A 20,985-nucleotide genomic window follows, 5' to 3' on the forward strand; every position below is an offset into this window, starting at 1 on the left:
ATCACGGGGTGATCACGCACTGCAGCGACGACGCCCGGGCCTTGCCTGCACCGACGGCGAACGAGATGGCCGCAGAGGCCACATCCTCACCCGCCGCGTGGCGAATGGTCACCGTACATTGCGCCGCCTTGCTGCAACTCCCCTCGATCACATTCGTGCCTGCATACAGGTACGCCATGCGCATGGCCAGCAGATCCTTGACCTTGGCTTTTCCAGCCTGGCCAAAATCGCCGTGGCACGAGGACGCTTTGGGAATGGTGTCGTTGGCAGCGGCAAGCAAGGCGCTCAAGGCCTTTTGCGTGGCGACCGGGTCCGCGGCGGCAGCGGCTGATGCACCGGCCGCGAACGCGGGCGCTGCCAAGGTGCAGCCGAGCCCGATGGCTGCTGCGCACAGCAGGCGCACACCGCGTTTCACGGTGCCACCCCGTAGTACAGGGAAATATCGGCGCCGGCGTAGCTGTTCTTGAACTTGCTGTGGAACGCCTCCACAGAGTTGTCGACCACGACCTTGTGCTGGCTGTTGGAGAAGTTGAACACCTTGCCGCCGTAGTGGATGCCGACGTGCTTTTGCGGCACGGGCCCCATCACGTTGTTCACCACGTTGGATGCGGACAGGACAAAGATCAAGAGCCCGTCGGTGATCGCGGGCTTGTCTTCCCATTTGCCCTTGAGGGCCAGCCGGTTGTAGAGCTCGTCGCAGCGGATGGACCCACCGGTCTTTTTGGTGGCGAACTTCATGTCGCCGCACAGCATGCCCAGTTTGATTCCCAGTGCGTGGCTTACAAAATGTGCGCAATGATTTTGCGTGGAGGCGTCGAATTTGTTGGAGCAGATGTCGGAGATCGGCTTGCCGACGAAGGCATTGAGTGCGGTGAGTGTCGTGCTCATGGGTGGTGGAGAGGGGATGGGTGAGCCCTGCCGGTCAGCAGGGCAATACACCGCCTGGGTTCCAATCCCTGCGTCTGCGAGGAATCTACCTCGTCCATGCAAGGCAGGCGGCTGCGAACCCGGCCATTCTCTGTATGCAGACGCCAATGGCTGTTACCTTGTGTTTGTTTGGGTAACAAATTCAGTGGTTTGTGCTGCCTCCATGGCGGGTTGCGGCATCGGAATGCCATCCAAACCGCATCGTCAGTTCATCCAGCTGTTGCGTCCAGCAACGCCGTGTCAGTCCTTGCCGCAGTGCGGTGCGTGGCCTTGTTCCAGCTCGGTGGCCCGGCGCACGGTGTCCGGGTGGCTGCTCAGCAGCGACCACACGGGGTGGGCCTCCAGCTCTGCGCGGGCCTGGCCCTTGGAGCTGGGTGCGGGGGCGCTGCCCGATGGTGCAGGAGCCGATGCCGCGGTATCTGCACCCTGGCCTGGGGTGGTCGCGGCGCTGCCTTTTTCCTGGGCTTTTGGCTTCTTGCTCTTTTTTTCTTCTTCTTCTTCCTCTTCGTCCCGCGCAATGGCCAGCAGCAGCTTGCCCATGGGCGCAGTGGGCAGGGCGGTGTGGCGCATGAGGGCAATGGCGTAGCAGTCGGCTTCGCGCTCGTGGCTGCGGCTGTAGGCCAGGCCGGTGAGCACCGATGCGCCGGTGGACACGATGCCCGACACGTCGCCCAGCGCCAGGCCCAAGCCCATGTTGAGCACGCCTTGTTCGACCACCATGCGGGTGGTGTGGCGGTGCACGACGTGGCCGATCTCGTGCGCCAGCACGCCCACCAGGGCGTCGTCGGGCAGGCCCTTCTCGGCCGCGGCCTTGACGATGCCGTCGGTCATCACGATCTTGCCGCCGGGCAGCGCGAACGCATTGGCGCCCATGCCCGCGCGGAACTCCAGCGACAGGGGCGGGCGGTAGTCGGGGTACCGGTGCAAGGTCTTCGGCGTCTGCTGCACCAGCGCGTCGAACCGCGCCTTGAGCTGGTCTTGCCGTTCCCGCGGAAGCTTGCTGGGCTTGAGGGTGCCGTCGTCCATCTGCCTGAGCACGTTCTCGGCCACGCTGGTTTCCCAGCCCACCGGCACGAAGCGGGTGAGCTGCGTGGCGGCCCAGGGCGTGCCGTAGCGGTAGAACAGCGTGAGGCCGATGGCCGCCGCCACCGTCACGCCCAGCAGCACGGGCCAGCGCGTCTGCATGCGCTGGGCGATGCCGGGGCGCTCGCCGGCGGCGGCCAGCGCGGCGCGCCAGTCGGCCACGGCGTCGATCTCGAGGCTGCCCTGGTCGCGCAGGTCCACCACCACGCGGGGCTGGGGCTTGTGCTCGTTCCAGGCCTCGGGCCAGCCCACGTCCTTCCAGGCAAAGACCACAGGCTCGGCACCGGGCTGCGAAAGCGGGTGCAGCACCAGCGACGGCCCGCGGGGCGTGGGCTGCAGGCTCACCATCACGGGCCGGGCCTTGCTGCTCAGCCCGTCGAACCAGCGTCCCTGCAGCAGGCGGGCCGGGGTCGTGGTGGGGTCACTCATCCGATGAGGTCCAGGCCGGCCGCGTCGGCCAGCGCATCGCCCAGGCCGCCCTGCTGCTGGCGCACCATGGTGCCGGCCACCTGCTCCACGCCGCCCTTGACGTGCAGGGTCACCGATTCGAGCTTCATGCGGTATTCGCTCACGCGGGCAAACGGGCGGTACAGGCCCAGCGTGAACAATGTCAGGAACATGTTCTTGATGCGCAGGCCCACGTAGCCGCCGCTTTTGAGGTGGCACTTGAAGCGGGCCACATGGCTCACGCCCGTGTTGTTCCACAGCAGCTGGAACATGCGGGCCTCGCGGTACGCGCGGGCCGGGGCCGACGCGAGGAACAGCAGCAGCATGCCGCCGATGATGGAGGCGAAGATGATCACGAACAGCCAGAAGCCCAGCTTGTCCGAGGTTGCCACCAGCAGCGCGATGGAGCTGCCCGCCAGCACCGCGATCAGCGTGGCGATGACCACCACGCACAGGATGAACACGGCCACCGTGGCCAGCCACACCTTCACGAAGTCCATGTACACCGGCTTCCAGCGGCCGCGTTCGGCGCCCACCTGGGCGCGCAGCACCAGCAGGCTCTTGTAGTTGTATTCCAGCCGGATGAAGCACAGCACCGTCAGCACCAGGCCCAGCGCCAGCAGGCCGCCCATGGCGGGGGTGAAGCTGGGCAGCGCCCGCTTGACGCCTTCTTCGGCTTCTTCCACCGCCTCCATGGCCTGGGCCAGTTCGGGCGACAGCATCTGCATGCCGAAGAACACGGCGAACCACACCAGGGCCAGCGCAAACATCGGCCAGCTGGCGATGTAGACCTCTTTCCAGCTGGCGGTGAACTGCAGGCGCAAACCGCGCCAGCGCGTGGCACCCAGGCGAAAGCGCATGGCGCTGCCCCAGATCAGCGGCGAGAGCAGCGCGCCCGTCAGCAAGAACACGCCCACGGCGGTATCCTGGCCGGTGTTGGCGGCGATGTTGTAGGCGATGGTGATCAGCGTCAGCAGCACAAAGCCCATCACCATCTTGCGCTGCTGCGCGGTGAATTCGAGCGGGCTGCCCGCCACCAGCGTGTGGCTGTAGAAGTACTGCGCAGTGCGCCGCCGCGCCCAGGGCGTGTAGATGCCCAGTGTGACAATGGACAGCAGCACGTTGACGATCCACACCCTGAAATACTCGCCACCGCTCCCGGTGAATTCGAGCGGGTACGCATCGATGTTCTGCGGCATGAAGGTCGACATCGGTCCCGCCGAGCCGCCGGTCTTGTTTTCGTTCATGAACTCACTCCCTCCTGAGTGGCAGGCAGTGTAGCAGCGAGGCATGGGTGCGAAATTCAAACAAAAATGGCCTCTACCGCTTGATAGGCAAACGCCAGTAGCTATATTTTTAATAGCATTGGTCGCCCACCACACGCCGTCCGCATAGGGCGCGCCCCCGCCAGCGCACCCGTGGACCTGGCTTCGCCAGGCCACGGGGTGCGTCCCCCTTGGCGGGAAGCGGCGCAGCCGCTCAGGGGGGCATCAGTTCTTCCCGTGGATCTGGCTTCGCCAAGCCACCGGGTGCGTCCCCCTCCGGGGGGAAGCCGCGCAGCGGCTCAGGGGGGCTAGAACTTCTCCCAGGGTTGCAGATACCGCCACTGCCCCTCGGGCACCTTGGCCAGCGGCACCCGGCCGATGCGGATGCGCTTGATCGCCACCACCGACAGGCCCACGGCCTCGCACATCGCCGGGATCTGCCCGGGCCGGATGCCCTTGAGCGCAAACCGCAGTTTTGTCTCGCTCTGCCAGCTCACCTTGATGGGCGGCAGCGGGCGGCCGTTGAAGGTGAGGCCGTGGCACAGGCGCTGCAGGCCGTTCGGGGCGATCTCGCCTTTCACCTCGACGATGCACTCCTGCTCCAGCGACTCGATGTCTTCGGCCAGCTTGCGCCCGATGCGCTTGTCCTGGGTGTAGACCACGAGCCCGCTGGCCTCAGTCGGCAGGGGGGTGAAGCATTCGAGCTGCCGGAAGTGCCGCTGCAGCACGCGGATGCCCGAGGCGTCTTCCGCCAGGTGCGACGCGACGCCCAGCAGCGTGGTGGCGGGCGTGGCTCCCTGGCTGCGGCTGCCGTGACTGCCGTGGCTGCCATGACTGCCTGATGGCGTGCCGTGGGCGCCGCCTCCGCCTCCGCCGCCGCCGGGCGCGCTCTGGCCCAGGCCCGCTTCAAATCCGGCGGGCTTGTGCAGCAGCAGCGTGACCGGCGTGAGTTCCAGCAGGCTGGCATCGGGGTCCACCGTCACGGCCTGGTCGGGGCGCACGCGGGCGCCGGGCGCTTCCACCACCTGGCCGTCCACGCTCACGAAGCCGCCCTCGATGAACTGCTCCGCCGTGCTGCGCGAGCAGTTGAGTTGGTCGGCCACGCGCTTGGCCAGGCGGATGTGGGAGGGGTCAGGGTTCTTGTCGGTCATACATCAAAGGTGAACATTCGCCGTGCGCGGGTCGAGGGTGTAGGTGGGTGATTGTCGGCGGTGCACTCCCCACGAGCGCGGCCTGTCGCCAGTGCCACCGTGGAACTGGCTCTGCCAGGGCACGGGTGGCGTCTCCCTGGGGGGAAGCGGCGCAGCCGCTCAGCGGGCTTCTTAACCTCCAGGCTGAAGGGACCGGATGCGTTCCACATGCGCCAGCAGCGACCGCTGCGCCACCGGCCACATGCGCGGCGGCACGTCGTCGTAGGCGTGGCGCACCCAGTCCTCCATGGTGCCCTCTGGCAGCGCCTGCATGGCCGCCATCACCTTGGCTTCGCGTGCGAGGCGGTGGGCCTTGAGCTTGGCGATGGCGCTGCGGGCCTGGCCCAGCACATAGCCGTGCGCGGGCAGGATGAACTCCACGCCGTGCTGCGCGCAGACCGCATCCAGCCGGTCGAGCGAGTCGAGGTAGTCGGCCATGTTGCCGTCCGGCGGGTCCACCACCGTGGTGCTGCCGTTCAGGATGTGGTCGCCGCTGAACAGCAGGGCGTCTTCCACCAGCAGCAGGCACAGGTGGTTGGCGGCATGGCCGGGCGTGTGGATCACCTGCAGGGTGTGGGTGACAGGGCCCTCTGCCGCTTGTCCTGCAAGCGTCAGCAGCTCATTGTTTTGTAGCACCCGGTCGGGCGTGAAGGCGCTGGCTGCGCGCGCCGTGGGCGCGGACGGCAGGCCCAGGATGGGCGGCGGCGCCTTGCCCGCCTGCACGCACAGCGCCTGCAGCGGCGCGGCGCCCGGCGAGTGGTCCGCGTGCGAATGCGTGCACACGATCATGCGGATGTCGCCACCCGCTGCGCGCCAGAGCGTGTCCAGGTGCTCCGGGTCTGCCGGGCCGGGGTCGATGGCGATGAACCCGGTGGCCGGGTCGCCCACCAGGTAGCTGTTGGTGCCGGGCCCGGTCATCACGCCGGGGTTGGGCGCGGTCAGGCGTTGCACGTTGCGCAGCAGCGGCACGGGCTGCGCGGTCTGCCAGTCGAGCGCGTGGACGATCTGCCCGTCGGGGCACACCAGCGCCAGCTCGCCGTAGGGCGTGTCGCTTTCCATGTAGCGCGCTTCCTTGCCGGCCAGGGTGCCGGCGCGCGGGCAGCTGGTCCACAGCGGCTGCTCGTCGGCCAGCGCATCGAACACGGCCTGCGTGGTGCCGAACTGCGCCAGCCGCTGCAGCGTGCGCACGGTCGGAAAGATCATGAAGAACTGCCCCGCCTCGTGCCGCGCGAGCGCATCGGCCGGGCGCACCCACACGGGCTCGAACTGCTCGGCCTCGTCGGCCACCGGCTCCTGGCCTTCTTCAGGCATGCGTGCCACGAGAAACGGTACGTCGAACCGGCGCGGCAGGTCGCGGTCGGTCGTCCAGTGCGCCAGCACGAACACGCTGTCGGCCGCGAGCCGCAGGCCGCGTGCGCTGCATTGCTGGGCGAAGGGCTGGTGGCGGTCGATGGCAGCGATGTCGGCGGCATCGGCCCAGCGGCCGTCGGCTGCGTGGCGCGCCAGCAGGACGCCCAGTTCTTCAAAGCTCTCGCGGATGGCGGCGATGGCCTGGGTGAGGTGCAGGTCGCTTTGTGTGGGGCGGCGGTCTGCGGCGGCGTGGGTGGTGGGGGCGGCGTCCAGTGCATCGATGCCGCCGCCGGGGAAGACGTATGCGCTGGGGGCGAAGCTGGCGCTGGCGGATCGGCGGGTCATGAGGACTTCGAGCCCGCTGTTGTTGCCTGTGGCGTCACGCAGCAGCAGCACGGTGGCGGCGGGGCGGGTGGCTACGGGCTCGCGGTGGGGGTGCAGTTGTTGGGTGGTGCGGGGCATCGGGGGATTATCGAGGGGGAGTGGGTTGGGTGTTCGTGTCTGTTTGGGGCCTGGGTTGTGAGGGGTGGGTTCTTGTTCCCTTGGCGTTAGGGTTGGGCCTGTTGAAACCTAAGGTGTTGCACCCTCGCCCGTTCGGGCTGAGGTTGTCGAAGCGTTTGTCCGTCATCGCTGTCCGTTCGGGTTGAGCTTGTCGAAACCTTGCCCTTCCGTAACCCCATCCGTTCGGGTTGAGCGTGTCGAAACCTGGGTGCTGCTCGCGGGCTCGCTGATTCGGCAGCATGCCTGTGTTGAGGGCGGGAGCCGGGGTGCGCGCCCGGCGGCGCGGTAACTTTCTTTCGCGTCGCCGAAAGAAAGTCACCAAAGAAAGGGCGACCCCAAGTCTGCGACCCCTTCGCGTTGCGAAGGGGCGACCTGCGTCGGGGCGGTTGCGGGGTGCGCCGTGGAACTCACTGCGCGCTGCGCGCTACGTTCAGACAACCACGGCGAGCTAGAGCACGAAGCATGGGCGCTCCGACGCCCATGCTCACCCCGCAACCGCCCCGCCGCAGGCGCAGCCACAGGGGGTGGGCAGCCAAACAGCCAACATCCGAACAGCCACACGGGCCATCGCGTTGCTCGGCCCCGACCGCGCAGGCGCTTCGCGCCGCGACCGCCAGGCCGAGCGCAGCGATGGCCCGTGTGGATGTTCTCTCCCCCATCCCTTCAGGATGCGCCGAGGAGCGCAGGGCGTGGGGTGAGCGTGTGCCGAAGGACACACGCATCGTGAACTGACTCGCTGCGGATGTTTGAGCGTAGCGCGGCAGCGCGCAGCGAGTTCCGCAGCGCACCCCACGACCGAGCACCGCAGGTTGCCCCACTCGCCCGCAGGGCGAGTGGGGACGCAGGCTGTAGGGTCGCCCTTTCTTTGGTGACTTTCTTTCGGCGACGCGAAAGAAAGTTACTCGCACGCCGGGCGACTCCCGGCCTCCGCACTCAACAAAGGCATGCTGCCCATCAGCGAGCCTGCGAGCAGCGCCCCGGTTTCGACAAGCTCAACCCGAACGGACGTGGACCGATGTGCCCTGGTTTCGACAAGCTCAACCCGAACGGATGTGGGTCGCTGCGCCCTGGTTTCGACAAGCTCAACCCGAACGGATGTGGGTCGCTGCGCCCTGGTTTCGACAAGCTCAACCCGAACGGACGTGGGTCGCTGCGCCCTGGTTTCGACAGGCTCAACCCGAACGGACGTGGGTCGCTGCGCCCTGGCTTCGATAGGCTCAACCCGAACGGCTGTGAGTGAAGTGCCTCCGCCCAGAAAAAAAGTGATGGAAGCACTCGAAGCCAGCCTCACTCAATGCCCCACAGGCACCGCCCCACCACCCCGCACCGGTATCCCACTGCGCCTGTCCAGCACACCGCTGTAATGCGTCAACCCCAGCGACACCAACACCACCACCGCCCCAATCCACGGCGTATGCATCAACCCCAGATGCGTCACGATCAACCCTCCGCCCCACGCCGCCCCCGCAATCCCCAGATTGAACGCCGCAATGTTCAGCCCCGACGCCACATCCACCGCCTGGGGTGTGAACCGCTCGGCCTGCTTGACCACATAAACCTGCAACCCCGGCACATTGCCGAATGCCACAGCACCCCACAACAGCACAGTGACCAAAGCCAGCCAGGGGTAGGGCGCGGTGAACTGCAGCAACAACAACACCGCAGCCAGCAGCGCAAAGATGATGCGCAGCGCGGGGATGGGCCCCAGCCGGTCGGCCAGGCGGCCGCCCCAGATGTTGCCAACCGCCACCGACACGCCGTACACCAGCATCACCCAGCCCACGGCGCCCGCGCTGAAGCCCGAGATGTCCGTGAGGATGGGCGCGAGAAAAGTGAAGGGGATGAAGGTGCCGCCGTAGCCGACGGCCGTCTTGGCGTACACCAGCAGCAGGCGCGGCTCGGCCAGCACGCGGGCCTGTTGCAGCAGCGATGCGGGGGGTGTGTGCGCAATGCCGCGCGGCACGAACCAGGCGCTGCCGATGAAGGCCACCACGCCCAGCGCCGCCACGGCCAGGAAGGTTTCGCGCCAGCCAAAATGCTGGCCGATGAAGGTGCCCAGCGGCACGCCGGTGACCAGCGCCACGGTGAGGCCGGTGAACATGATGGCGATGGCGCTCGCGGCCTTCTCGCGCGGCACGAGGCCGGTGGCGATGGTCGAGCCGATCGAGAAGAACACGCCGTGCGCCAGGCCGGTGAGGATGCGCGCGGCTACCAGCGTCTCGTAGCTCGGGGCCTGCCAGGCCAGCAGGTTGCCGGCGGTGAACAGAGCCATCAGCGACAGCAGCAGTGCCTTGCGCGGCACGCGGCCGGTGAGGGCGGTGAGCACGGGCGCGCCGACCGCCACGCCCAGGGCGTACAGGCTGACCAGCAGGCCTGCAGACGGGATGCTGATGGCCAGGTCGGCTGCCACGGTGGGCAGCAGGCCGACGATCACGAACTCGGTCGTGCCGATGGCGAATGCGCTGAGCGTCAGCGCGAGCAAGGCAATGGGCATGGAAGAACACTCCTGGTAGGCAATGGGTCAATGCCTGGAGTGTGGGTGCTTGTCCTTTGCAGAAAAAGACGGTTATCGGCAGAAGATACTTGCTGCCAAATCAATAATGGCGGGTTGTCTGAACCGAGGCGCATTCCATGAAAACCACGCTCGAAGAGCTGCAGGCCTTTGTCGCCGTCGTGGACGGCGGCTCGATCACCGCGGCCGCCGACCGCCTGGACCAGACGGTCTCGGGCATCAGCCGGGCGCTGGCACGGCTGGAGAAAAAGCTCGACACCACGCTGCTGCGCCGCACCACCCGCCGCACCGAACTCACGGAGGAGGGCCAGGCCTTTCTGCAGCGAACGCGCGCCATCCTCGCGTCCATCGAAGACGCCGAAGAGCACATGGCCGCGCGCCGCCAGCAGCCCGCGGGGCGGCTGCGCGTGAATGCGGCCACGCCGTTCATGCTGCACGCCGTCGTGCCGCTGGTGCCGGCGTTTCGCAGCGCCTACCCGCAGATCATGCTGGAGCTCGACACGGACGAGGGTTATATCGACCTGCTGGAGCGGCGCACCGACGTGGCGATCCGCATCGGCCAGCTGCAGGACTCGACCCTGCACGCGCGCCCGCTGTGCACCACGCGCCTGCGGGTGCTGGCCAGCCCCGAGTACCTGGCGCGCGCGGGCAGGCCCAAGAGCGTGGGGGACTTGGCGGGGCACACGCTGCTGGGCTTCAACCAGCCCGAATCGCTCAACCGCTGGCCGCTGCGGGGCGCGCACGGGGACCAGTGGCCCATCGTGCCCCGCCTCACCGCGTCGAGCGGCGAAACCCTGCGCCAGCTGGCGCTCGCGCATGAGGGGCTGGTGTGCCTGTCGGACTTCATGACCGCAGGCGACCGCGACGGCGGCCGCCTGGTGCAGGTGCTGGCGCGCGACACGGTGGAGGTGCGCCAGCCCATCAACGCGGTGTACTACCGCAACACGCAACTGGCCGCGCGCATCGCGTGTTTTCTGGACTTTCTGCAAGAGCGCATGGGCTGACGCGGCAGCCCATGCACTGCGCCGGCCGGGCTCAGCCGCGCGCCGGAATGTTCAGGCCCTTGGCCACGGCCGGGCGCTTCACGAACGCTGCCAGCACGCGCTCGATCTCCTTGAACTGGCCGAACTCCACCAGGTCGCCCGCGCCGTAGAAGCCCACCAGGTTGCGCACCCACGGCAGGATGGCGATGTCGGCGATGGTGTAGGTGTCGCCCATCACCCACTGGCGGCCCTTGAGGCGCTCGTCCAGCACCTTCAAGAGGCGCTTCGATTCCGCCACGTAGCGGTCGCGCGGGCGCTTGTCTTCATAGTCCTTGCCGGCGAATTTGTGGAAGAAGCCGAGCTGGCCGAACATGGGGCCCAGGCCGCCCATCTGCCACATCACCCACTGCAGGGTCTCGTAGCGGCCCGCGGTGTCCTCTGGCATCAAATGGCCGGTCTTGCTGGCCAGGTACACCAGGATGGCGCCGGACTCGAACAGCGCCAGGGGCTGGCCGTCCGGCCCGTTCGGGTCCAGGATGGCGGGGATCTTGTTGTTGGGGTTGAGCGACAGGAACTCGGGCGAGGTCTGGTCGTTGGTCTCGAAGCTCACCAGGTGCGGCTCGTAGGGCAGGCCCAGCTCTTCGAGCGCGATCGACACCTTCACGCCGTTGGGCGTGGGCAGCGAGTACAGCTGAATGCGCTCCGGGTGCTGCGCGGGCCATTTGCGGGTGATGGTGAAGGCGGAGAGATCGGGCTGGGCCATGCTGGAAGATCCTTCGAAGTGGTGGCGGTAGCGGCCACGCGGGCCGGAAAAAAGCGCAAGCCTAAACCGGAGTGCGAATCGGTGCACGCCAGGGGCTTGCGCCCTGGGTGCGCCGCACGGCAGCCCGGCGCTGCGGTGCGTGCGATGGGGTGCGCCATGGCGGGCAACCCGGTCCTGCGACGATAATCCCGGGGATGCAGATTCGCTTCACCAAGATGCAGGGCGCGGGCAACGATTTCGTCGTGCTCGACGAGACCCAGGGCCGCCTGGGCCTGTCCACCGCCCAGTACCGCTTTCTGGCGGACCGCCACTTCGGTGTGGGCGCCGACCAGATCCTGACCGTGCGGCCATCGCCCGGCGAGGGCATTGACTTCGAATACGTGATCCACAACGCCGACGGCGGCGAGGTCGAGCAGTGCGGCAACGGCGCCCGGTGCTTTGCGCGCTTCGTGCACGACAAGGGCCTGACGGGCCGCGACACCATCCGCGTGCAAACCAAAAGCGGCGTGATCGCCCCCCGCCTCACGCCCGACGGCCGCGTGACGGTGGACATGGGCCGCCCCGAGTTCGAGCCGGCCAAGGTGCCGTTCGACCCCGCCGGCCTCACGCCCGTGGACCAGGGTTCGGGGCAAAAATGGCCGCTGTCGCTCGATGGGCAATCGCAAGCAGCTCCTATATTTGTAGCGGTGGCCTCCATGGGCAACCCGCATGCCGTGCAGCTGGTGGACAACGTGGACACGGCGCCCGTCGCGCAGACCGGCCCGCTCATCGAACACCACGCGCGCTTTCCGCAGCGCGTGAACGCCGGCTACCTGCAGGTCGTGGACCGCAGCCATGTGCGGCTGCGCGTGTTCGAGCGCGGCGTGGGCGAGACCCTGGCCTGCGGCACCGGCGCCTGCGCGGCCGTGGCCTCGGGCATCCGCCTGGGCCTGCTGGACGCCGAAGTGCAGGTCGAGACCCGCGGCGGGACGCTCACCATCGCCTGGAGCGGCCAGGCGGCCGATTCCGTTTTCATGACCGGCCCGGCCACCACGGTGTTCGAAGGCCAGATCGACATTCCCGACACCCTCCTATGACGACGTCCCACATCCCACCGATCACCGAAGACGACATCGCCCAGTTCCTCACCAACACGCCGGGCTTCTTCGAGCGCCACGCGGAGGTACTGGCCAGCGTGCAGATCACCAGCCCCCACGGCGCCCGTGCCGTGAGCCTGCAGGAGCGCCAGGCTGAGATGCTGCGCGAGAAGATCAAGGGCCTGGAGCAGCGCATCATGGAGATGGTGCGCAACAGCACCGAAAACGCCACCATCGCGCACAAGGTGCACCAGTGGACCAGCGCGCTGCTGGAGGTCAAGGACCCGTTCGACCTGCCCCAGGCCGTGGTGGACGGCTTGCGCACGCTGTTCGACGTGCCCCAGGCGGCGGTGCGCGTGTGGGACGTGGCCGGCCCGTACATCGATGCCGACTTCACCCAGGGCGCGAGCGAGGACGCGCGCGCGTTCGCCTCGTCGCTGACCATGCCGTTCTGCGGTCCCAACCTGGGCTTCGAGCCGGCCGGCTGGCTGTCGCAGGAGCCGGGCGAACCCGCCCAGTCGCTCGCGCTGCTGCCGCTGCGCGCGGGGGCCATCGACAGCGCCACGCCGGCGTTCGGCCTGCTGGTGCTGGGCTCGCCCGATGCGCACCGCTTTGACGCGACCATGGGCACGGACTTCCTGGCGCGCATGGCCGAGCTGGCCAGTGCGGCCCTGATCCGCTTGAAATGAGCTCCCCCCTGAGCCGCTCCGCGTCTTCCCCCCAAAGGGGGGACGCCACCCGTGGCCCGGCGAAGCCGGTTCCACGGTGGCGCTGGCGTGGGGGCGCGCCGGTTGCGGCCTTCGCGCGGGTGGTTTAGAGCTTCAAGGCTGCTGCCGTTCTGTTTGGCGTTACCACCATGTCCGACGCTCCGGCTGCCTTGCCATTGCCCGCCGACCCGCAGGTGCTGCGCTATCTGGAGCATGTGCGGGTGGAGAAGCGGCTGGCGGACCGCACGCTCACGCTGTACACGCTGGACCTTGCACGGCTGGCGCAGTTCGCGCACGGGGTGAATCTGCCGCTGCTGCAGCTGACGAGTGCGCACATCCGCCGCTTCGTGGCGCAGATGCACAGCGCGGGGCGCAGCGGGCGGGGGATTGCGCTCATTTTGTCGGGCTGGCGCGGGTTCTTCATCTGGGCCGGGCGCCAGGGCCTGATCGATCACAACCCGGTGCAGGACGTGCGTGCGCCCAAGGCGCCGAAGCCCCTGCCCAAGGCGCTGGGCGTGGACGACGCGGTGCGCCTGGCCGAGTTCGACAACACTGGCGCCGACCCGTGGCTGGAGGCGCGCGACGCGGCCATGGTCGAGCTGCTGTACGGCTGCGGCCTGCGCGTGGGCGAGCTGGCGGGGCTGGACGCGGTGCCCGGCCCCGACACCCAGCGCCTGGGCCGCGGCTGGGTGGACCTGCAGGCGGGCGAAGCCCATGTGTTCGGCAAGGGCAGCAAGCGCCGCAGCGTGCCCGTGGGCCGCGCCGCCACCCAGGCGTTGCAGGCCTGGCTGCAGCTGCGGGCCACGCCGTTTGGCGGCGAGGGTGCCGCGCGGCTCGACGCTGCGCTGTTCGTCGGCCAGCGTGGCGCCCGGCTCACGGCGCAGTCGATCTGGCTGCGCCTGCGCCAGCGCAGCCAGCAGGCGGGGCTGACCACGCCGGTGCACCCGCACATGCTGCGCCACTCGTTCGCCAGCCATTTGCTGCAAAGCAGCGGCGACCTGCGCGCGGTGCAGGAGCTGCTGGGGCACGCCAACATCACCACCACGCAGGTGTACACGCGGCTGGATTTTCAGCACCTGGCCAAGGTGTATGACGCGGCGCATCCTCGCGCTAGAAAAAAGTAGCGCCCCTGAGGCGCTGCGCGCCTTCCCCCGAGGGGGACGCACCCCCTGGCCTGGCAAAGCCAGCTCCACGGGTGCACTGGTGGGGGCGACGCGCGCTGCGGGCGTTGGTGGTTGCGGGGCCGGTGTCTGGCGCTGATCGGGCATGCCGGTGGGTCGGGGTGGTTCTCGTTGTCTGGGGTCATGGAACCAAGATGTGAGGCCGTGCATCCGAGCAGGGGGCGCTTGCTGTAGGGCGCCTTGGAGTGTTGTGCCATGTTGCTGAAATGGGTCAAATCGAACCGTGGGTTCATCGTGTTGCTGCTGTGCTTCGGCATTTTTCGCACGGCGGTGGCGGACTGGAATCCGATTCCTTCGGGGTCCATGCGGCCTACGCTGCTGGAGGGGGATGTGGTGTTCGTCAACCGGCTGGCCTATGACCTGAAGGTGCCGTTGACCGATGTGGTGGTGGCGCGGCTGGGGGATCCGGCGCGGGGGGATGTGGTCACGTTTTCGTCGCCGCTGGACGGAACGCGGCTCATCAAGCGCATTGCGGCGCTGCCGGGCGACACGGTGGAGATGCGCGACGAGGTGCTGTACCTCAACGGCCAGGCGGCGCGCTACGACGCGCCCGAGGCAGTGACGGAGCACCTGGCCGAGTTGGGCGCCGAAGTGCCCGCCACGCGCTGGACGGAGCACCTGGACGGCCACGAGCGGCGCGTGCAGTGGCTGCAGGGCGTGACGGCCCACAGCAGCTTCGGGCCGGTGACGGTGCCCGAGGGCCAGTACCTGGTGCTGGGCGACAACCGGGACAACAGCGCGGACTCCCGCTACATCGGCTTCGTGCCGCGGCACCTGCTCATCGGCCAGGCGCGGCGGGTGCTGGTGTCGGCCGACATCCTGGAGAACTGGGCGCCCCGCATCGGGCGCATCGGCCACCCGCTCTGACCCGGGTGGGCCGTCAGCAAGTGCAGGGCGGAACGGTCAGCGCCCTGCAGCACTGGCCGGCGGCGGGGCGCATTCACGCGACAATCGCCCCATCATGAAAACCCTTCGCCTTCGCCCTGGCAAAGAGCGCTCGCTCTTGCGCCGCCACCCCTGGATTTTTGAATCGGCCATCGCCAAAGGCGGCGCCGACAGCGGCGAGACCGTGCGCGTGGAGTCGCACGAGGGCCAGTTCCTGGCCTGGGCCGCGTTCAGCCCCAGCTCGCGCATCCGCGCACGGGTGTGGAGCTTCGACGAGGCGCAGCGCATCGATGCTCCTTTTTTCATAGCTTCTTGCGCGCGCTCCATCATTGCCAGAGCCCGTTTTGATGTGCAAAGCGACGGTGTGCGCCTGGTGCACGGCGAGTCCGACGGCCTGCCGGGCCTCATCGTGGACCGCTATGGCGACACCCTGGTCGCGCAGTTCACCAGCGCCGGGACCGAGCGCTGGAAAGCCGTGATCGCCGATGCCCTGCTGCGCGAGACGGGCCTGGCCAAGCTGTATGAACGCTCGGACGCCAGCGTGCGCGCGCTCGAGGGCCTCGAGCCCGCCACCGGCTGGCTGCGCGGCGGCCCCACGGGTACGCCGGGCGACGGCGAAGGCCCCCCGCTCGAGCTCACCATCCACGAACACCAGTGGAATTTGACGCTGAACATCGCCGAAGGCCACAAGACCGGCTTCTACCTGGACCAGCGCGACAGCCGCAAGCGCTTTGCCGACTACGCGCAGCGCCTGGGCTTCAAGGACGTGCTCAACTGCTTTTGCTACACCGGCGGCTTCAGCGTGGCCGCGCTCGCGGGCATGCGCGCCGGCGGCGCATCGGCGGACGGGCATGTGACGTCCATCGACTCGTCGGGCCCGGCCCTGGAGCGCGCGCGCGCCCATGTGGCGCTCAACGGGTTCGACCTGAACCACGCCAGCTTCATGGATGCGGACGTGAACGCCTCGCTGCGCCAGTTTCTCAAGGAAGGCCGGCGCTTCGATGCCATCGTGCTCGACCCGCCGAAGTTTGCGCCCACTGCGGCCCATGCCGAGCGCGCTGCACGCGCGTACAAGGACATCAACCGCCTGGCGCTGCAGTTGCTTTCGCCCGGCGGCGTGCTGTTCACCTTCTCGTGCTCGGGCGGCATCAGCGCCGACCTGTTCCACAAGATCGTCGCATCAGCGGGCGCCGATGCGGGCGTGGACGGCTTCATCCTGGAGCGTCTGGGCGGCGCGCCCGACCACCCGATGACCCTCGAATTCCCCGAAGGCGAGTACCTCAAGGGCCTGGTGGTGATGCGCAAGGGCTGAGCGCGGCAAGGGCTTGACAGCGTCGGTACACTGAAAACAACCCCTTGCGCCACGCACACCCGGCCCGCAGTGCCGGGCGCAGCGCATGGGTTCATCCCTTGAAGGACACACAACATGGCATTGATCCCCGTCACCATCCTCACCGGCTTCCTGGGCTCGGGCAAGACCACCTTGCTCAAGCGCCTGCTCTCCGAAGCCCACGGCCAGAAGATCGCCGTGATCGAGAACGAATTCGGCGAAGAGAACATCGACAACGACATCCTCGTGACCGAGTCCAAGGAGCAGATCGTGCAGATGAGCAACGGCTGCATCTGCTGCACCATCCGCGAAGACCTGCGCGAGACGCTGCAGCTGCTGGCCGCCAAGAAGCGCAAGAACCTGCTGGAGTTCGACCGCATCGTCATCGAGACCACCGGCGTGGCCGACCCCGGCCCCGTCGCGCAGACCTTCTTCATGGACGAGGAGATCGCCGAGACCTACCTCATCGACTCCATCATCACGCTGGTGGACGCCAAGCACGCGCCCCAGCAGCTCAACGACCGCCAGGAAGCGCGCCGCCAGGTGGGCTTTGCCGACCAGATCTTCTTGTCCAAGACCGATCTGGTCTCCCAGGAGGAGACCGACGCGCTGATCCATCGCTTGAAGCACATGAACCCCCGCGCACCCATCAAGGCCGTGCATTTCGGCGAGGTGCCCTTGAAGGAAGTGCTGGACCTGCGGGGCTTCAACCTCAATGCCAAGCTCGATATCGACCCCGAGTTCCTCAAGGAAGAGGGCGATGGTCATGACCACGGCCATGACCACCACGACCATGACCACGAGCACGGCGAGCACTGCAGCCACCCCTCGCACCAGCACGACCATGGGCACGGCCACCACCATCACCATGACGACGACGTGAAGAGTTTCGTCTTCCGCTCCGAGCGGCCGTTCGATCCGGCCAAGCTGGAGGATTTCCTGGGCGCCATCGTCAATATTTACGGCCCGCGCATGCTGCGCTACAAAGGGGTGCTTAATATGAAGGGCACTGAGCGCAAGGTGATCTTCCAGGGTGTGCACCAGCTCATGGGCAGCGACCTGGGCCCCCAGTGGGCCGAGGGCGAGCAGCGGTTGAGCAAGATGGTCTTCATCGGCATCGACCTGCCCAAGGACATCTTTCTGCAAGGGCTGGAGCAAAGCCTCGTTTGATCCATTCGTAGGACGGGGCGCCGATCCCGGCCCGATTTGTGTTGTATCCGCAACGTTTCCGTTTGCGTCAGCCCAGGTCGATACAATCGCGCCCCGGTAAAACCCCGGAAGGCTTGCCACCCGCCCCAAGCCGCGTTAGCGGTGCAAGGGCCCGCCCGTACAGCGAGGAGACCAGGAAGTGAAAGCCGATACCAGCAAACCCAAGGCCGCCACCAAGGCAGCGAAGCCCGCCGCCGCGGCCCAGCGCCCTGCAGCCCCTGCTGCGACCAAGGCTGCTGCCAAAGCCGCTCCGGCCAAGACCGCCGCTGCCGTCCCCAAGGCGGCCGCGGCCAAGGTAGCCAGTCCCGCAGTGGCAGCACCGGCGCCCGTTGCCGCCGCACCCGCACAGCCGGGGGGGGTACCCGCGCGCACGACCCGGCCTTCTTCCCGATTGGCCCAATTGACCGTACCATCCATGGCACAGACAGTGGCTTCCACCGCTGCCAAAGCCAGTTATCTACATACCATGCCCACGACTGCGCAAGCGCACCCCACTTTCACGGCTGCCAAAAAAGACCCCAAGCTGGCGAACAACTGGAAGACCAAGTCCGCCGCCGAGCTGACGGATGCCGAAGTCATGGCGATGCCGGACAGCGAGTACATGAACGACAAGCAGATGGCGTTCTTCCGCCTGAAGCTCGTTCAGCTCAAGCAGGACATCCACAACAGCGCTGGCGAGACCACCGAGCACCTGCGTGAAGACACCGTGGTGGTGCCCGACCCGGCCGACCGCGCGACCATCGAAGAAGAGCACGCCCTCGAGCTGCGCACCCGCGACCGCGAGCGCAAGCTGCTCAAGAAGATCGAGCAGTCCATCGCCCGCATCGACGCTGGCGACTACGGCTATTGCGACGAAACCGGCGAGCCCATCGGCGTCGGCCGCCTGATCGCACGCCCCACCGCCACGCTGTCGCTGGAGGCGCAGCAGCGCCGCGAACTCAAGCAGAAGATGTTCGGGGACTGATCGGGCGCTGGCCTGACGCTGATCATCGCTGCGCAATCTCTGTACCGGTACCCCTGAGTCATGAGCAAGGAAGAAACCACCCCCGGCGGCCTGCTATCGAAGGTGGTTCGGTTCGTGAAGAATCCCACGGTCAACTGGACGGAGCTCGACTCCATCCAGGACGATCGGGAAAGCCAGTACAGCAAGCAGATGCTCAAGGAGATGATCGAGCGCAAGCGCCGCAACGACTTCGTGCGGCGCCGCGAGTTCGATCAGCTGCGCAAGCTGCGCCAGCGCGAGGTGCTCCAGGGGCACCGCACGGAAGACCCCACCGCACGGCCCTCGTTCTTTCAGAGCAGCATGGCCTCGCCCGACGAGCGCGCCGTCACGCTCAAGAAGATCGACGAGATCGAAGCGCAGATGTCGCAGCAGTGGTGGAAGAGCAAGCAAGGCGCTGACGCTCCCACCCAGCCCGGCGTGATGCCCGAGTCGGGGGGCGAGACCGCCGACTCCGCGCACTCCCGGGCCTATGCACCCACCGCGCCGGGCAGCTTGCCCGCCCACCTGGAGACCAAGCCCGCCGTGCAGCCGCTGTTCGCAGACGACAGCATGGCCGTGGGTCGATTTGGAAGCATGGACGCGCAGATGGGTGGAAGCCCGGGCCCGCAGGAGGCATCCTTCAGCCCTGATGCGACCGCCGCTGCCACGCCAGCGCCGGCACCTGAACCGGAGGAATTTGTGCACGAACCCGATCTGGAAGAAGCCGCCATCCGGTTTGCCAATGGCGACCACGCCGGTGCAGAGGCGGGCCTCATGGATGTGCTGGCGCAGCACCGCGGGGATGCGCCTGCCGAGCAGCAGGAAATCTGGATGACGCTGTTCGACCTGTACCGCGCGACAGGGCAGCACGACCGCTTCGAGACCCTGGCCATCGACTACGCTGCGCAGTACAGCCGGTCGGCGCCGCTGTGGTTCTCGATCCCTGAGCAGTTGGGCATGGCACCCGCGTCGCCGGCGGCAGCCACTGCGGCGCCCGGCCTGCCGGCGCGCAAGGATTTCAGCTGGAATGCGCCAGCCGCGCTGGGCGTGTCGTCCGTGGCGGCCTTGCAGGCATCGCTCGCGCGGTCTGCCTCGCCGTGGACCTTGTCGTGGTCCCGCATCGTCTCCATCGACGACGCTGCCGTGCCGCTGCTGGCCGACCAGTTCAGCCTGTGGGCGGAGCGCGACGGCCAGCTGGTGTTTTCCGGTGTCGAAAAACTCAACGCCCTGCTGGACGCCAAGACCCAGTCGGGCGACCGAGCCACCAGCCCCGAATGGTGGCGCCTGCGCATGGCGGCGTTGCGGCTCATGGGCAAGCCCGACGAGTTCGAGCTGGTCGCGCTCGACTACTGCGTGACCTACGAAGTCTCGCCCCCGTCCTGGGTGTCGCCGCGCTGCGGTTACTCGGACAACGAGGGCGGGTCGTCGGGCGCCGCGCCGCTGGCGGCGGACAGCGACTTTGCAGCGTCGGACCTGGCGGGAGACCTCTCGGCACCTGCGCCGCTCGACAGCGCACCGGTCGCCGCGCTCACCGGCCATATCGAGGGTGATGCGGCGCCGCTGCTGGAGCCCTTCCAGGCGTTGATGAAGCCCGGTGCGCCATTCACCATCTCGTGCGACAAGCTCATCCGGATGGATTTCGCGGCGGCGGGCTCGGTGCTCAACTGGGCGGCCGAGCAGCAGGGCCTGGGCCATGTGGTGCAGTTCCACAACCTGCAGCGCCTGGTGGCGATCTTCTTCAACGTGATCGGCGTGAACGAGCACGCCTGGGTGATCCCCCGCAAGAACTGATCGGCACGGCGTCGCGCTGGGCGCGCGGCGCAGCGTGGTGTGACGTTGCGTTGCGTTGCGGATGCATGCAATGCGATCGTTGAGATCGCCGCAGGGCTTTGTCGGGGGTTGCTGGCACTGGATGCTGGTCCTGCATGGGCCGGCGCTGGGCCACGGCGGCTGTGCCTCGCGGCGCTTGAAAGCCGCGCCCGCGCCCCCATGTGCGGCAGCTATGGATTCTTCTCAAAACACCCCGGTGTTCCACGGCACCACCATCCTGAGCGTGCGGCGCCAGACCCCTGACGGCATCCAGGTCGCGATCGGCGGCGACGGCCAGGTCACCCTGGGCAACATCGTGGTCAAGGGCACGGCGCGCAAGGTGCGCAAGCTCTACCACGGCAAGGTGCTCGCGGGCTTTGCGGGCGCCACGGCCGATGCGTTCACCTTGTTCGAGCGCTTCGAGGCCAAGCTCGAAAAGCACCAGGGCCACCTGACGCGCGCGGCCATCGAGCTCACCAAGGACTGGCGCACCGACCGCGTGCTGCGCCGCCTGGAGGCCATGCTGGCGGTGGCCGACGCCAGTGCCTCGCTCATCATCACCGGCAACGGCGACGTGCTGGAGCCCGAGCAGGGCATCGTGGCCATCGGCTCCGGCGGCGCGTATGCGCACTCGGCCGCCAAGGCGCTGCTCAACCACACCGACCTGTCGGCCCAGGACATCGTCAAGAAGTCGCTGGAGATCGCGGGCGAGCTGTGCATCTACACCAACATGAATCACACCATCGAGACGCTGTGAGCGTTTGATGGCGGTTACTCTTAATTCG

18 protein-coding genes are annotated in these 20,985 nt (G+C 67.7%); 10 read left to right on the forward strand and 8 right to left on the reverse strand.

The window, feature by feature from the left end:
• Position 1 precedes the first annotated feature (1 nt).
• The 7 genes from ACIGHN_RS04285 to ACIGHN_RS04315 all read right to left on the reverse strand — a co-directional run bounded on the left by ACIGHN_RS04285 (position 2) and on the right by ACIGHN_RS04315 (position 9,257).
• The gene (locus ACIGHN_RS04285) at positions 2 to 415 is read right to left on the reverse strand and encodes a hypothetical protein (protein WP_396503406.1); all 414 of its coding nucleotides are present in this window, start codon (positions 413 to 415) and stop codon (positions 2 to 4) included.
• Positions 412 to 888 carry a hypothetical protein gene (locus ACIGHN_RS04290; RefSeq protein ID WP_396503407.1) on the reverse strand — a complete coding sequence of 159 codons (477 nt, stop codon included), beginning with the start codon at positions 886 to 888 and terminating at the stop codon, positions 412 to 414. The genes ACIGHN_RS04285 and ACIGHN_RS04290 overlap by 4 nt, the downstream gene beginning before the upstream one ends.
• A 279-nt stretch (positions 889 to 1,167) precedes the next feature.
• The gene (locus ACIGHN_RS04295) at positions 1,168 to 2,439 is read right to left on the reverse strand and encodes a M48 family metallopeptidase (protein ID WP_396503408.1); all 1,272 of its coding nucleotides are present in this window, start codon (positions 2,437 to 2,439) and stop codon (positions 1,168 to 1,170) included.
• Complete coding sequence (locus ACIGHN_RS04300; protein ID WP_056417071.1) at positions 2,436 to 3,704, reverse strand: YjgN family protein; 1,269 nt, start codon at positions 3,702 to 3,704, stop codon at positions 2,436 to 2,438. Before ACIGHN_RS04300 ends, ACIGHN_RS04295 begins: the two co-directional genes overlap by 4 nt.
• Before the next feature lie 326 nt (positions 3,705 to 4,030).
• Positions 4,031 to 4,873, reverse strand: a complete 843-nt coding sequence (locus tag ACIGHN_RS04305; protein ID WP_396503409.1) for an rRNA pseudouridine synthase — start codon at positions 4,871 to 4,873, stop codon at positions 4,031 to 4,033.
• Positions 4,874 to 5,044: 171 nt separating this feature from the next.
• On the reverse strand, positions 5,045 to 6,724 hold the full coding sequence (locus ACIGHN_RS04310; RefSeq protein ID WP_396503410.1) for an MBL fold metallo-hydrolase: 1,680 nt from the start codon (positions 6,722 to 6,724) through the stop codon (positions 5,045 to 5,047).
• A gap of 1,330 nt (positions 6,725 to 8,054) precedes the next feature.
• Complete coding sequence (locus tag ACIGHN_RS04315) at positions 8,055 to 9,257, reverse strand: MFS transporter (RefSeq protein ID WP_396503411.1); 1,203 nt, start codon at positions 9,255 to 9,257, stop codon at positions 8,055 to 8,057.
• Between the two features lie 137 nt (positions 9,258 to 9,394).
• Between ACIGHN_RS04315 and ACIGHN_RS04320 the strand changes: the two genes are divergently transcribed.
• Positions 9,395 to 10,279 (forward strand): LysR substrate-binding domain-containing protein, encoded by an 885-nt coding sequence (locus tag ACIGHN_RS04320; protein ID WP_396503412.1) that lies wholly within the window; start codon positions 9,395 to 9,397, stop codon positions 10,277 to 10,279.
• 31 nt (positions 10,280 to 10,310) lie between these two features.
• Here the strand turns inward: ACIGHN_RS04320 and ACIGHN_RS04325 are convergent, their stop codons facing one another.
• Complete coding sequence (locus ACIGHN_RS04325; protein WP_056415026.1) at positions 10,311 to 11,021, reverse strand: glutathione S-transferase N-terminal domain-containing protein; 711 nt, start codon at positions 11,019 to 11,021, stop codon at positions 10,311 to 10,313.
• A gap of 194 nt (positions 11,022 to 11,215) precedes the next feature.
• On the opposite strand from ACIGHN_RS04325, the gene dapF reads away from it, so the two are divergent.
• The 9 genes from dapF (at position 11,216) to hslV (ending at position 20,957) form a co-directional block, all read left to right on the forward strand.
• Positions 11,216 to 12,097 (forward strand): diaminopimelate epimerase, encoded by an 882-nt coding sequence (dapF, locus tag ACIGHN_RS04330; protein WP_396503413.1) that lies wholly within the window; start codon positions 11,216 to 11,218, stop codon positions 12,095 to 12,097.
• On the forward strand, positions 12,094 to 12,786 hold the full coding sequence (locus ACIGHN_RS04335) for a DUF484 family protein (protein WP_396503414.1): 693 nt from the start codon (positions 12,094 to 12,096) through the stop codon (positions 12,784 to 12,786). The genes dapF and ACIGHN_RS04335 overlap by 4 nt, the downstream gene beginning before the upstream one ends.
• A gap of 167 nt (positions 12,787 to 12,953) precedes the next feature.
• Positions 12,954 to 13,928 (forward strand): tyrosine recombinase XerC, encoded by a 975-nt coding sequence (gene xerC, locus ACIGHN_RS04340; protein ID WP_396503415.1) that lies wholly within the window; start codon positions 12,954 to 12,956, stop codon positions 13,926 to 13,928.
• Between the two features lie 252 nt (positions 13,929 to 14,180).
• A complete protein-coding gene (gene lepB, locus ACIGHN_RS04345; protein ID WP_396503416.1) occupies positions 14,181 to 14,852 on the forward strand; it encodes a signal peptidase I in 672 nt (223 codons plus the stop codon).
• 94 nt (positions 14,853 to 14,946) lie between these two features.
• Positions 14,947 to 16,182 carry a class I SAM-dependent rRNA methyltransferase gene (locus ACIGHN_RS04350; RefSeq protein ID WP_396503417.1) on the forward strand — a complete coding sequence of 412 codons (1,236 nt, stop codon included), beginning with the start codon at positions 14,947 to 14,949 and terminating at the stop codon, positions 16,180 to 16,182.
• A 114-nt stretch (positions 16,183 to 16,296) separates the two neighbouring features.
• Positions 16,297 to 17,370, forward strand: a complete 1,074-nt coding sequence (locus tag ACIGHN_RS04355; RefSeq protein ID WP_396503418.1) for a CobW family GTP-binding protein — start codon at positions 16,297 to 16,299, stop codon at positions 17,368 to 17,370.
• A 178-nt stretch (positions 17,371 to 17,548) separates the two neighbouring features.
• On the forward strand, positions 17,549 to 18,373 hold the full coding sequence (gene dksA, locus ACIGHN_RS04360) for an RNA polymerase-binding protein DksA (RefSeq protein WP_082485889.1): 825 nt from the start codon (positions 17,549 to 17,551) through the stop codon (positions 18,371 to 18,373).
• A 60-nt stretch (positions 18,374 to 18,433) separates the two neighbouring features.
• A complete protein-coding gene (locus ACIGHN_RS04365; RefSeq protein WP_056415043.1) occupies positions 18,434 to 20,182 on the forward strand; it encodes an STAS domain-containing protein in 1,749 nt (582 codons plus the stop codon).
• Between the two features lie 211 nt (positions 20,183 to 20,393).
• Positions 20,394 to 20,957, forward strand: a complete 564-nt coding sequence (hslV, locus tag ACIGHN_RS04370; RefSeq protein ID WP_056173105.1) for an ATP-dependent protease subunit HslV — start codon at positions 20,394 to 20,396, stop codon at positions 20,955 to 20,957.
• Positions 20,958 to 20,985: the final 28 nt, after the last annotated feature.

Origin of the sequence: Acidovorax sp. NPDC077693, from assembly GCF_044542805.1 — a bacterium.
Taxonomy (GTDB): domain Bacteria; phylum Pseudomonadota; class Gammaproteobacteria; order Burkholderiales; family Burkholderiaceae_C; genus Acidovorax.